The 12434-nt window shown below is 44.5% G+C and carries 12 protein-coding genes and 1 pseudogene; 11 read left to right on the top strand and 2 right to left on the bottom strand.

The features are described from left to right. Positions 1-222 precede the first annotated feature (222 nt). From IXB50_RS15325 to IXB50_RS15280, 10 genes are all read left to right on the top strand, one after another. Positions 223-3246, top strand: a complete 3024-nt coding sequence (locus IXB50_RS15325; RefSeq protein WP_215609858.1) for a phycobilisome rod-core linker polypeptide — start codon at positions 223-225, stop codon at positions 3244-3246. Between the two features lie 545 nt (positions 3247-3791). Beyond that, a complete protein-coding gene (locus tag IXB50_RS15320; protein WP_215609857.1) occupies positions 3792-4559 on the top strand; it encodes a phycobilisome rod-core linker polypeptide in 768 nt (255 codons plus the stop codon). 83 nt (positions 4560-4642) lie between these two features. Continuing rightward, positions 4643-5401, top strand: a complete 759-nt coding sequence (locus IXB50_RS15315) for a phycobilisome rod-core linker polypeptide (RefSeq protein ID WP_215609856.1) — start codon at positions 4643-4645, stop codon at positions 5399-5401. Positions 5402-5614: 213 nt separating this feature from the next. Next, on the top strand, positions 5615-6142 hold the full coding sequence (locus tag IXB50_RS15310) for a phycobiliprotein lyase (protein ID WP_215609855.1): 528 nt from the start codon (positions 5615-5617) through the stop codon (positions 6140-6142). Between the two features lie 215 nt (positions 6143-6357). Continuing rightward, complete coding sequence (locus IXB50_RS15305; protein ID WP_215609854.1) at positions 6358-6987, top strand: chromophore lyase CpcT/CpeT; 630 nt, start codon at positions 6358-6360, stop codon at positions 6985-6987. 49 nt (positions 6988-7036) lie between these two features. Then, positions 7037-7342: a CpeR family transcriptional regulator gene (locus IXB50_RS15300; RefSeq protein ID WP_215609903.1), complete on the top strand. Its 306-nt coding sequence runs from the start codon at positions 7037-7039 to the stop codon at positions 7340-7342. 262 nt (positions 7343-7604) lie between these two features. After that, on the top strand, positions 7605-8159 hold the full coding sequence (gene cpeB / locus IXB50_RS15295; RefSeq protein ID WP_215609853.1) for a globin family protein: 555 nt from the start codon (positions 7605-7607) through the stop codon (positions 8157-8159). 84 nt (positions 8160-8243) lie between these two features. Next, positions 8244-8738 (top strand): globin family protein, encoded by a 495-nt coding sequence (locus tag IXB50_RS15290; protein WP_215609852.1) that lies wholly within the window; start codon positions 8244-8246, stop codon positions 8736-8738. 191 nt (positions 8739-8929) lie between these two features. Continuing rightward, positions 8930-10237, top strand: coding sequence for a HEAT repeat domain-containing protein (locus IXB50_RS15285; RefSeq protein ID WP_215609851.1), 1308 nt, complete (start codon positions 8930-8932; stop codon positions 10235-10237). Between the two features lie 76 nt (positions 10238-10313). Further along, positions 10314-10925: a HEAT repeat domain-containing protein gene (locus IXB50_RS15280; protein WP_215609850.1), complete on the top strand. Its 612-nt coding sequence runs from the start codon at positions 10314-10316 to the stop codon at positions 10923-10925. Positions 10926-11186: 261 nt separating this feature from the next. Here the strand turns inward: IXB50_RS15280 and IXB50_RS15275 are convergent, their stop codons facing one another. Together IXB50_RS15275 and IXB50_RS15270 are read right to left on the bottom strand one after the other, a co-directional pair. Continuing rightward, a complete protein-coding gene (locus IXB50_RS15275; RefSeq protein WP_215609849.1) occupies positions 11187-11489 on the bottom strand; it encodes a hypothetical protein in 303 nt (100 codons plus the stop codon). An 84-nt stretch (positions 11490-11573) separates the two neighbouring features. Then, a complete protein-coding gene (locus tag IXB50_RS15270) occupies positions 11574-11819 on the bottom strand; it encodes a hypothetical protein (protein WP_215609848.1) in 246 nt (81 codons plus the stop codon). A gap of 361 nt (positions 11820-12180) precedes the next feature. On the opposite strand from IXB50_RS15270, the pseudogene cpeB (IXB50_RS15265) reads away from it, so the two are divergent. Next, positions 12181-12434, top strand: a pseudogene (cpeB, locus tag IXB50_RS15265) (C-phycoerythrin subunit beta); the annotation flags it as partial.

Below are 12434 nucleotides of genomic sequence, written 5' to 3'. Positions count from 1 at the left end.
GAGCTACTACTTTTCAACATTGTTGTCTGAGTAGGCCGGACTAATACTTGGTAAGTTAGCTATATTTTTCCGGTTGGGGTCTCTCGGTTTCTTTGCTGTATAGGGAGAGATCCTATAGTTTCAGGTGGGTTAAAGACAGCCATATATGTGGAATGCCAATCATATGTGGTTAGTTTAATTAAGACATTGCCGTTCTAGAGGAAGGAAGGTCCTGACAAGTTCATGATCAATAACACTTTGTTCCGCCCTGCAGCCATAAAATCCAACAGGAAGAAGTTTAATCCTGAAGGGTTTGATTTAGCGACAGCTCTCAAAAAGACAAATTCTGCCGAGGCTGAAGCTGCTAGGATTGTGGCCCTTCCTCCAAAGGCTGACTTTGATGTTACTAAGAATTATCTAAGTCCTTTTTCAGATTCTCAACCTGTAGAACTGGTTGGCACAACATCAGTTACCGATACAGATATTGTTATTCGTGCTGTATATAAGCAAGTATTCGGCAATGCTCACTTAATGGAGAGTGAGCGTGCGGTGGAGGCCGAGTCCCAACTTCGTAGTGGTCAGATCACCGTACTGGAATTTGTCCGTCAGCTAGCAAAATCAGATCGCTATCGCGCTGTATTTTTTGAGAGCTGCCCTAACCTCAGAGCCATTGAATTAAATTTCAAACATTTGCTAGGGCGCGCACCGGAGAGTAACGCAGAAATCTCTGAGCATATTCGTATTCTTGCTGAGGGTGGCTTTGATGCTGAGATTGATTCTTATCTTGACAGCGTTGAATATTTACAAACCTTTGGCACTGACCTGGTGCCTTACTATCGAGGTCACAAGACTCAGACAGGTAAACCAGTATCCGGTTTCACCCATTCATCTCAGTTAGTTCAAGGGGCTTCTAGTAGCGACAAGTCAATCCACAATAATAAGTCGCCACAAATCCAAGCCGGTTTGCTAGGGGGGACTCCAACGAAAATCCAACCCCTTGAAACGCTGCCGTTCTCAACACCAATAATTCCGCCTCAAGAAGTTACGGTTGAAGAGGAACCAGTCGTTAGAGCCACCTATGTTGTTCCTCAATACAAGACGTCAGAATTTTTAGCAGCTCCTGCCTCCCCCACTGTTTGGTTACAGCAGTATAGAGCTCGTGAGGCAGCGGCCACTTTCCCTGCCGCCAGGAAGAGCCAACCTGTTCGATATGGTTCCGACGATATCGATCTTGTTATCCGCGCGGCTTATAAACAGGTTTTTGGCAATGTCCACTTGATGGAGAGCCAACGTTTATTAGCCGCTGAATCAAAGCTAAAGAGAAAAGATTTAGATGTCAAAGGCTTTATTCGGGAACTGGCCAAGTCAGATGCCTATCGCGCTCTGTTTTTTGAAAGTTGTTCTAACGTCAGAGCGGTTGAGTTAAACTTCAAGCACCTTTTGGGCCGTGCTCCTGATAACTTCCAAGAAATTTCTGAGCATATTGTTACCCTGGCAGAAAAGGGCCTTGAAGCTGACATTGACACGTATCTAGATAGTGAAGAGTACAACATTAACTTTGGCTCAAACACGGTTCCTTACTATGTCAGTTATTCGACACGAACTGGCAAGCCTACCGCTGGATATAACCGCATCTTCGATTTAATTAAGGGTGATTGCAGCAGTGATCGTTCTATTGCTGAGACCATTGGAGATAGTCAGAAAACGTCTCTTAAGAAGTATGTGTCGGGCAAGGTAAAACTTAAGCCAACGCCCCCTGTCTTCAACCCCAAGGGATTTGATTTAGCAAAATCAATCGGAGCACCCATTGCTGTAGGTGATCAAGATGTTGGTTCACCTTCAATTACAGGCTCCTACACTCAGGCGTTTGATGAGAGGCCATTAGTAGAATTGGTACCTGGTGATTCTGCTGGTAGTGTCAATGTTGTGCTTGAGGCTATTTATAAACAGGTGTTTGGTAACGCTCACTTGATGGAAAGTGAGCGATTACCTAAAATCGAGTCGCAACTCCAGAGTGGAGAGATTACGGTTCAAGAATGTGTTCGACTATTTGCGAAGTCAGATCTTTACCGTTCCCTATTCTTTGAAACTTGTCCAAATTTGAAGACGGTAGAACTGAACTTCAAACACCTACTGGGGCGTGCACCTGAAAGTCATGCTGAGATCTCTGCGCATATTACGATTTTGGCAGAGCAAGGGTTTGAAGCTGAGATTGATTCCTATCTTGATAGTGACGAATATTTCCAACGATTTGGTGCTCAGATTGTTCCTAACTATCAAGGCTATAAAACTCAAACAGGTAAAGCTCTGGCTGGGTATACCCACTCTTTCCAACTTTTGCGTGGTGCTTCCAGTAGCGATAAATCGGTCAATCGATATTCTTCTCCTGAATTAGATCAGGCTTTGCTCAGCAATGGCTGTAGTGCAATTACTGATATTTCAGAGACTCCGGCTCTATCTGTGTTTGCTCAGGAAGCCTCTTCTCTCCTAGATGTGGAAACAACAACATCCACAACTCTGGAAACATCCTCCTCAGACTTGAAAGGGGAGCGTTATACCTATGGTCTTAATGCAGATAGTGAGCTATCTGCAGCTCAACGAGCTGTTATCTGGCAAGGCCAATTTAATGTCCTAGCTAATGCCGCTCCAGTGAAGTTGATTCCTGGTGATTCTGTTCAGGATAAGGAAATTGTCATTAGGGCTATTTACAAACAGGTTTTGAGTAACGCCTATGTGATGGAAAGTGAGCGTTTGACAGCTGCTGAAGAGCAGCTATTCAATGGCAATTTAACTGTTCGTGAATTTGTTCGTCTTCTTGCTAAGTCGGACCTCTATAAGTCTCGCTTTATTGACAACTCTCCTCGCTATCGTTGCCATGAATTAAACTTCAAAAATCTGCTAGGTCGCGCTCCTGATAGTTACCAGGAGACTGCTTATCATAGCGATATCATTGATAACCAGGGCTACGATGCTGATATTGATGCCTACATCGATAGTGATGAGTATGAAGAAGCCTTTGGTGAAAATGTAGTTCCTTTCTATCGCGGATATAAAACTCAAACCGGTAAACGGTTACTCGGGTATATCAATATGTTTGACATGCTCGAAAGCGTTTCATCTAGTAGTGTGGCCAGCCCGACTAATAAATCTAGATTGGAATCACGCCTATCCTATTTAAATCCTGTTGATCATCAGCCAATTCAACCTCAAAAACCGATTGTTCGTGATAGCACTACGTTGATTCAGAAAATTCTTGGGCTTGTTTGATAGCTTATGCGTTGAGACATAATTAACTGGATACTTTCCATTGACCCTGTAGTCCGCTTTAAATCACTGGGCTGCAGGGTTCGATTAGGGTTTATCCCTTTTAGAGTTGAAAATCAGCTTATTGTATGGATTTTTTAGTGGCTCTGGTTTGCTGATAGTTTTTCAATATTGCCAATAATTTGGTTCAAGGTCTTTTATGCCTGCCCTTTAACAGCTCACCATTTGGCGAGTTGTTATTTACATTACCTTTTGTTTACATATGTTGCTGCTATATCATTAAGAAAATCAAAGTTGTTCTCATTTGACCCTCGAAATCCGATATTTGTACTAAATAGGATACTTTGATCGAACTGTGGGTTTTGGTGATCATAGCTTGGTCCATATTCTCAGATTGAGGCTTTCCCTATTGATGCATAACGGCCTAGGGGCGCTAGTTCTAAGGATTCTGATAGCTAGCCCGTTGTCTAATGAGCACTGTTCGTTACATTGGATTTGGCGGTTGCCCTTTAACAAGCTCAAACTATTTTTTGGAGGATTATTGATCCATGGCACTTTGGGTTGCAGATTCAGCAACGCTTGAACTTCGTCCTAATGCTACTGAGGACGAAGTTCAAGTAGTCATTAATGCAGTTTATAAGCAAGTTTTAGGCAATATGCATGTTATGGACAATATGCGTCTTACTAGCGCTGAGTCTTTTTTGCGTAATGGCGACATCACCGTTAGAGGTTTTGTCCGTGCTGTAGCTAAGTCCGATCTTTATCGCGCTGCATTTTTTGAAACATCGTCTCCTTACCAGCTTATTGAGCTTAACTTTAAGCATTTGCTAGGTCGGGCTCCTCAAGATCAGTCTGAAATCGCAGAGCATGTGGCTATTTACAATGGCCAGGGATATGACGCTGATATTGACTCCTATCTTGATAGTGCTGAGTATCTTGGCAGCTTTGGTGAAGATGTTGTTCCCTATGTGCGCGGTGCTCAAAGCCAGATAGGTTACAAGAATGTCAACTTTAATCGTACGTTTGCTCTAGTACGAGGTGATGCAACTAGCGATCGCGGTCGGTCTGCTCGTTTGATTGGCTCTGTAGCCGGAAATCTCACTAGCAAGATTTCCGCGCCTCGTGGTGGTTCCGGTACTTATAGCAACACTGGCAAGCGTTTCCGAATTAAAGCTTCCACATCCTCTGCTGCTGCTGCCATTAACCGTGTTAGCAACCAAGAGTACTTGGTTTCCTACGGCCAAATGTCCAAGACCATCCAAAATGTCTTGAAACGTGGCGGCAAAATTGTCAGCATCACTGAAGCTGGTTACTAATGCCCTGAAGACAGTTCTCTAATGCATTGAGACTGTCTACTTTTTTAATACTTAACCATCACTAAATTAGGAGACATAACATCATGGCACTTTGGTTAGAAAGTTCGGCTCCCACTGAACTGCGTCCGAATGCAACTGAAGATGATCTACAAGTTGTGATTAGAGCCGTTTACAAGCAGGTATTGGGCAATAGACATATGCTGGATGGCCAGGGGCTCTCCAGTGCTGAATCAATGCTTAGAGATGGGGATATCACCGTTAGAGGGTTTGTCCGTGCGGTAGCCACATCCGATCTCTATCGGGCTCGTTTCTTTGAGAATTCTTTTTCCTATCGGTCTATTGAAGCCAATTTTCAAAATCTGTTAGGTCGGGCTCCTCAAGATCAGTCTGAAATTGCAGAGCATGTTGCCACTTATAACACCCAGGGTTATGACGCAGATATTGATTCCTACATCGATAGTGATGAGTATGAATCAGCCTTTGGCGAGAATATTGTTCCCTTTATCCGTGGAAACGTCAGTCAATCTGGGCTGAAAAACGTTGCGTTTAATCGCACCTTTTCTCTAGATCGGGGTTATGCCGCTAGCAATGCCATCAATAAATCACTAGTAGGTGATATTGCTGGTAATCTTGGCACTAAAATTAAGACGCCAGCTGCTGGTTCCGGTGCCTATAGCAATACAGGTAAGCGCTTCCGCATTACCGTTTCTAAGGCTAATTTTGGTGCGCGGGTTACCCAGAGTAACTACAGCATAGACGTCGGCTTTGCTCAGCTTTCTAAGCGTATTCAGAACGTTCAACGCTCTGGAGCTAAAATCGTTAGCATCTCAGAAGTTGCTTAGGTGTTAAGTCGTAGCTCTAAAGTGGCGGAGTCGTTTGTCAAGCTCTGATCAACTCCTCTCTTAACTAGTTAAATCTCCGGTAGGGATATCCTGTGAAAACAGATAACCTCTGCCGGAGTTTTTTATACATTGCCCTTTTAGTTTTGACAAAGTTAAGCGTTACTTTAGGATAGATAGCAACATGATTCTGTTGGATGCTCGTTTTATAACTAGATGGATATTGAAACCTTTGTTCAACGCTCACTCGGCGAATGGAGATCGCAACGAAGTGCCCATCACTTAGCATTTGCTCATTTTGAGGAGGTCCGCTCTACCATAACCATTGAGCCTCTAACAATCGATGAGCCAGGAGTATTGGAATTGTGTAAGCGCTATGATGTTGGCCCAGAGATCGTGGTCAGCCCTTTCAAAATGAGTTGGGAAGGGGAGTCTGACTGGGATGAAGATGAAGTCATGGCAGGGTCGACAATTTTGGTGCCAGTTCCCGATAGTGCAACTACGGGCAAGTTATTGCGAGAACAGGGCTATGCGGAAACCATGGAAGCTGTGGGTAGCTATTGTTTAGGGGAGGATGGCACCTTTGTTTTGACGACATCCTACGATCGGGCGGCAGCTGAAGAAAAAATTTGGTTTGCCACACCTAACTTACGCTTTCGGGTGTCATTGATTAAAACCAGTGATGGCAAGGGCGTCACCACGGCTAGTTTTTCGTCAGAAGTCCGGCGTAATCCGATCCCATAGATGGACATTCCCTGACAAGTAGCGAGTCATCAAATGATGATACGTTGAGGCTCTATATGGCTTTGATGCTAGCGTTTTGCCCATTGTCTGCGTAAACTAGTTTAAGTGGGTGATTTGGTTGTGTGCGATCTCAAAGGATCAGTAACACCTCAACATAAAATTGTTTCCTAGTTTTGCTAGGGGCTACGTTAGAAAAATAAGTATTTATTACAAGAATGGTGCTTACTGGCAATGCTGACGCCTCTTTAGATAAAGAGGCTTATTCCCAAGAATTTATAACGCTTGCCCGGTGGATGTCTGGGGATTTTAGTAATCAGCAACAGGCCTTTGACGAGCCCACAAAATTTGCCCATATTCGTATTTTCTTTCGGCCATTGCCTTACAGCTTTTTCGGTGGTGTAGGCTTATATTCGGAGCAAACCTATGACTATGATCTCTGGACGCCCTATCGGCAAGGCATACATCGCCTAATTGATAAGGGAGATCATGTCTACATTGAGAATTATGGCTTGAAAGATCGTTTACTTTATGCAGGTGGTGGTCATAATCTAGATATCCTTAAAACGGTTACCCCTGACTGTATTGAGCGTCGAGAAGGATGCTCGATGGTATTTAAACGTGAGGGGGATACGTTTATTGGTAGCGTAGAGCCTGGGAAAGCTTGCATTATTCCTAAGGAAGGCAAGATAACCTATCTCACCAGCCATGTGGAAATTACTGAAAGCACCTGGATGAGCATCGACCAGGGTATGGATGTTGAGACAGATGAATATGTGTGGGGGTCAACCGAGGGCATTTTAAAATTCCGAAAGCGTACCGGTTTTGATAATGAATTACCTTTCTGAAAAACTTGAAGCAGACTTAAAAATAGACCTTGACACGATTCAGATTTCTATGCTTCCGCCTCAAGCACAAAAGAAGATGAAGTCGTGGATCCGCAGTCGGCACCTAATTCGCTCGGGGAACTTTTTCATTTTTGAAACTGTAGAATATTCGACGATAGACAAGTTTCAAGACTGCCTGAAAGCTTTGGGGGGAACTTTAATTTGTGTCGATCCTGTCAAAAAGATTTGGATCGGTCAGCATCGGCGTGTGGTTTTATATCGAGCCAAAGCTAGCTTGCATACGCCCCATCATGATTTGCAGCAGTATTGGATCAAGTACGGTAGTTTTCACACCCGTTTTGACGAGCGAGTCTAGTGCTTTTAAGCGTCTTGTTAGGTGTTCTTTACCTTTGTTGAAATGTGGGTTCAGCGGGGCCTGCGTCGTCAAGCTGATGGCTAATTTGGGCTCATCTACTGGTTATTTTTAGGTGTTCTGTGCCTTTTGTAACGGATTATTGCTTTCTTCTCACTAATTGAGACATTGGTCACCATCATTTTTTATTGTGCATATGGTGATTGAACTAAAACGAACTGGGTTCGACACCAATAAAAGTTTTTAACAAAACAAGGAGAGCTCCATGCTTGACGCTTTTTCTAGAGCGGTAGTATCCGCTGACGCCAGCACTGCACCTATCGGTGACCTGTCTGCCCTTAAAGCATTTGTTGCTAGCGGCAACCGTCGCCTAGATGCAGTAAACGCTATTGCATCCAACGCTAGCTGCATGGTATCAGATGCCATCGCTGGTATGATTTGCGAGAACCAAGGTCTAATCCAAGCTGGTGGTAACTGCTACCCCAACCGTCGTATGGCCGCTTGCCTACGTGATGGTGAGATCGTTCTTCGCTACGTCTCCTACGCTCTATTGGCTGGTGATGCTTCCGTTCTAGATGATCGTTGCTTGAATGGTCTTAAGGAGACTTACGCTGCTCTAGGCGTACCTGCAACTTCCACTGTACGTGCAGTACAGATCATGAAGGCACAGGCTGCTGCTCACATTCAGGATGACCCCAGCGAAGCTCGTGCTGGCGCTCGTCTACGTAAGATGGGTTCCCCTGTTGTTAACGATCGCTGTGCTTCCCTAGTTGCTGAAGCTTCTAGCTACTTTGATCGCGTTATCTCTGCTCTTGGTTAGTCATCTACTGACTATCTAATACGCGAGACTAACTCTTCGATATTAACGATCAAACGATCGAACTAACCACTGGAGAAATAACCAATGAAATCTGTTGTTACAACTGTGATCGCTGCAGCTGATGCAGCTGGTCGTTTTCCTTCCACTTCCGACCTAGAGTCCGTACAAGGTAGTCTTCAGCGTGCTGCTGCACGTATGGAAGCTGCTGAGAAGCTATCTGGCAACTTGGATAACGTAGCTAAAGAAGCTTACGATGCTTGCATCGCTAAGTATCCCTACTTGAACAATGCTGGTGAAGCTAACTCTAGTGAGACTTTCAAGACTAAGTGCATGCGTGATGTCAAGCACTACCTTCGTCTGATCAGCTACAGCCTAGTTGTTGGTGGTACTGGTCCTCTTGATGAGTGGGGTATTGCTGGTCAGCGTGAAGTTTACCGCGCTCTTAACCTACCTACTGGTCCTTACGTAGCTGCTCTTAGCTTTGCTCGTAACCGTGGTTGTGCTCCTCGTGACATGTCTGCTCAGGCATTGACTGAGTACAATGCACTAGTTGACTATGTAATTAACTCCCTTTCCTAAAGGACCCTTTCCTAAGGGACCCTTTTCTAAAGGACTCCTTTTCTAAGGATTTGCTTACATTAAGCATTTGACTACATTTAGTTAGTCTGAACCTGGAGACTCGTAAGAGTCTTCAGGTTTGTTTTCGTAAACGGCTTATATTTCTTAGGCCATTCGTTATCTTTTTGTGTTTTTCGCTGTTTAACTGTCCTATGGATAATCGTTTTGCCAATATTTTTGGTTTAACAGAAGAACAGTCTATTGCTCTGTTGGATACACCTCCTGAGCAAGCGACTGATGAGAGTGAGCGATATATTGCAGCTTCTCAATTGGCAAATTATCCATCAGAAGCCTCAATTAATGCTCTTATTCGAGCCGTAAATGTTACTTACGATTCATTGGATAACCGCATTACTCGACGTAAGTCGGTGGAGTCTTTAGGTAAGTTAAAGGCGAAACAAAGCTTAGAGGTTATTCGTCCCTGTTTATCTGATACGGATCGATACACCGTAGAGGCTGCTGTCTGGACGATTGGTGAGATTGGTACAGAAAATACCGAGATTTTAGAAGAAATTACCCAACTGTTGTTGAAACCGGATCAGGCGTATCGGGTGATTATCCATACTCTGGTGAAACTGAATTATGTGGCAGCTGTGGACCGAGTTCGTCCCTTTATGGACCATGAGGATGAGCCGACGGCGAGTGCCGCGATCGCAACCGTCTGCCGTTTTGCTCAAGATTTCAGTCAAATTGATCGGGTGGTCTCTTTTCTCCAAAGCGATAGTGTAAATGCTCGTCGAGCTTGTCTCGAAGATCTAATTAATGCTCGGTATTATGCGGCGATTCCGGCGATTGCTCGCTGCCCTATTTCCCTGATGTTTCGATTACGGGCTATTCGCAGCTTAGCTGACAGTGGTATAGCCGCTGGAGAAGTGAGCATTAATGAGGTGCTACCCGTAATCGAACAGATCTTGCTCGATCATCCTAATGACCTGGACCTGGTGCACGAATATGATCAGCCACCTGTGCTTGAATTTCTGATCCGAGAACTTTACCACACTGACTTTGGCCGTACTTATTTGGCTACTCAGACTCTGATTGAACAACAGAGTGAGGCCGTGCCGACCGCTTTATTTGAAACCTATGAGGCCGAAGCCCATAATGACTATGGAGCCCATTACCATGTCATGAAATTGATGGGGTGGCTCAAGCATCAGCCTGCTTACGATTTACTGTTGGAGGCACTGACTAATACATCACCCCAATTTATGAAATCTCGTGCTGCTGCTGCCCTATCCTTAGGTTATCTGGGTGATCAGCGAGCGATTGCCCCGTTACAAACCAGTGCCCAAAGCAATATTTGGATGCTGCAATATACGTCTTTAATGGCTTTAGAAAAACTAGGTGACTATAGTCAGCATAAACTGTTATTAGAGGCTGATGACTGGGCCGTTAGAGCCAAGGCTAACCAGGTATTACCAGGTGTTACAACAAATAGTACAGGTTTAATGAATTCGTAGCCAATGCCTTTGGGACGGTGGGCAATGTCCACCCTACGTTACTTTCTTCTTTAGTTAAAAATCTTTCTACCAAGCCATGGACTCTTTCTTTGAGCAATTGAAGCACCCCAATCCCAATATCCGCGAGCGAGCCATGGTGGATATTATTGACAATCGTGACGAAACAACTATTCCCCGTCTAATGAGTGCGTTGGACGCCGAGGATACGGTCTATCGTCGTGCAGCTGTGAAAACCCTGGGAGCTGTAGGGGTAGATGCTGTCCCCGCTATTGTTGAAGCTTTAGGGAGTAGCGAAAATGTGACGGTACGGGGTAGCTGTGCCAAAGCCTTAGCCCAGGTTGCCCTATATTATCCTGACGAGCCATTTCCCGAGATCGGTCTGCAGGGTTTAAAGCGGTCGCTTAATGACCCCAACCCTGTGGTTCATATTGCCTCAGCTATGGCACTTGGGGAAATTGGTAATGCGGCTTTAGATATTTTGCTAGAAACATTACAAACCACTGATAACTTGGCACTATCGGTGTCAATTGTGAATGCCTTAGCGTCCGTCGGTGGAGATCAGGCTGTCGAGGTGCTCACAAATCTAGCTGAAGATGAGACCGCAGATGGCTATGTCAAAGAGACGGCGGTCAGCGCCCTATCGCGAATGGAAATGGTACAAAAATATTCCCGCTCTAAGCAGGAATAGTCAAGAAAAATAGCCCCCCATTCATGCATCTACGAGCAATCCTGGAGGGTATTCTAATACCGAATCCGAATCATTAAGCCCGATTAAAAATAGACAATCTTGTAGGGGCACTCCCTTGTGGATGCCCTGCTATACCGGACGCTATCAGTCAGGATTTCGTATAACAACGTCCAGAACGGTCATTTTACCGTGGGAGAAACTACAGTTTTCAACTTAGACGTGGTTTAGCTCCCTATCTTGGCTAATAGTAAAAGGCCAATGTTAGCTTTTGAGTAGAACCGGCTCGCTGTTGGGTAGTAGTAGTTTGATCCGGTCAGCATAGTTTGCGATCTCAATAATTTCAGTTCGCTGTAACCTCAGCCGCTCTCTAACCTCAGCCGAAGGGCAATGAATACTTAAGCCATTGGTGGCTGTATCCCACTTCAGTTCACAGACAGAAATATCCGCAATATTTGCTTTAAGGCCATGGAGTAATTGATTCATGGCCTTAAATTTTTGCAGCCATGCTGAGCTGTTGAGTTCATCTTCTAGCTGACTACGCAGCGGATTTTGATCATCTAACATGGTGATTGCTCTTAGCGATTTTCCTAGGTCAAGACCTCTATTTTTTTCTGCATAGGTTTTGACCTACAAGGGATTAAGAGACAACTACTCAGCGGCTGTTTCAGGTGTCAGAGCTGCTAACTGAGCCCGAAGCTGTGCTAGAGCAGCATCAATTTTTGCAAGTTCAGGCTCTAATTTTGCCATGGTCTCTTTCTTAGACACTTTTGCTTTTTTAGCTGCATCTAACGTTTCGTTGGTTAAACGCTCACGATACTTCTCAAATTCGGTGATCAGTTCAGTAATTTCTTCAATGGTGACCTGGGGAGCGGCCGTATCGGCAGAGCTAGTCATAACGATAATCCTTTCAGCTTTTCAAAACAATTCATATGTATAGCTTGACGCACATAGCTCACAACGTCAGTGATTGCTATAGCTCAAAAATAGCAATAGTTATGTGCGACGCAATCTGCTAAATACCTTTAACAGATTTCTATATCTCTCTATATATATTAAGGCTGAGCTGTCGTTTGTCATTAGTTATGCCAAAGTTATGGCGATCTAAATAAGCCATATGTAACGGAATATTGCTTTGTTGTTAATATCAAGGACTTAGGCGACGGCGGTTGCCTATGGTGAATACGTGGCAAACCGAACTACTGTGAAGGTTGCCTAAAGAACTTACCCAATGTGTTTTTGAAGTAAGGAGAGCTCCATGCTTGACGCTTTTTCTAGAGCGGTAGTATCCGCTGATGCCAGTACTGCACCTATCGGTGATCTATCAGCTCTTAAGGCATTTGTTGCTAGCGGTAACCGTCGCCTAGATGCTGTAAACGCTATTGCATCCAACGCTAGCTGCATGGTATCAGATGCCATCGCTGGTATGATTTGTGAGAACCAAGGTCTAATCCAAGCTGGTGGTAACTGCTACCCCAACCGTCGTATGGCCGCTTGCCTACGTGATGGTGA

It is taken from the genome of Leptothoe spongobia TAU-MAC 1115 (genome assembly GCF_018739885.1).
GTDB classification, from domain to species: domain Bacteria; phylum Cyanobacteriota; class Cyanobacteriia; order Phormidesmidales; family Phormidesmidaceae; genus Leptothoe; species Leptothoe spongobia.
This window is presented reverse-complemented; position numbering and strand designations above follow the sequence as displayed.

What these genes read in the sequence shown, in the direction of transcription:
- IXB50_RS15325 (WP_215609858.1), top strand. Translation starts at nt 223, where the DNA reads ATGATCAATAACACTTTGTTCCGCCCTGCAGCCATAAAATCCAACAGG.
- IXB50_RS15305 (WP_215609854.1), top strand. Translation starts at nt 6,358, where the DNA reads ATGGTGCTTACTGGCAATGCTGACGCCTCTTTAGATAAAGAGGCTTAT.
- IXB50_RS15320 (WP_215609857.1), top strand. Translation starts at nt 3,792, where the DNA reads ATGGCACTTTGGGTTGCAGATTCAGCAACGCTTGAACTTCGTCCTAAT.
- IXB50_RS15285 (WP_215609851.1), top strand. Translation starts at nt 8,930, where the DNA reads ATGGATAATCGTTTTGCCAATATTTTTGGTTTAACAGAAGAACAGTCT.
- IXB50_RS15280 (WP_215609850.1), top strand. Translation starts at nt 10,314, where the DNA reads ATGGACTCTTTCTTTGAGCAATTGAAGCACCCCAATCCCAATATCCGC.
- cpeB (WP_215609853.1), top strand. Translation starts at nt 7,605, where the DNA reads ATGCTTGACGCTTTTTCTAGAGCGGTAGTATCCGCTGACGCCAGCACT.
- IXB50_RS15290 (WP_215609852.1), top strand. Translation starts at nt 8,244, where the DNA reads ATGAAATCTGTTGTTACAACTGTGATCGCTGCAGCTGATGCAGCTGGT.
- IXB50_RS15300 (WP_215609903.1), top strand. Translation starts at nt 7,037, where the DNA reads ATGCTTCCGCCTCAAGCACAAAAGAAGATGAAGTCGTGGATCCGCAGT.
- IXB50_RS15275 (WP_215609849.1), bottom strand. Translation starts at nt 11,489, where the DNA reads ATGTTAGATGATCAAAATCCGCTGCGTAGTCAGCTAGAAGATGAACTC.
- IXB50_RS15310 (WP_215609855.1), top strand. Translation starts at nt 5,615, where the DNA reads ATGGATATTGAAACCTTTGTTCAACGCTCACTCGGCGAATGGAGATCG.
- IXB50_RS15315 (WP_215609856.1), top strand. Translation starts at nt 4,643, where the DNA reads ATGGCACTTTGGTTAGAAAGTTCGGCTCCCACTGAACTGCGTCCGAAT.
- IXB50_RS15270 (WP_215609848.1), bottom strand. Translation starts at nt 11,819, where the DNA reads ATGACTAGCTCTGCCGATACGGCCGCTCCCCAGGTCACCATTGAAGAA.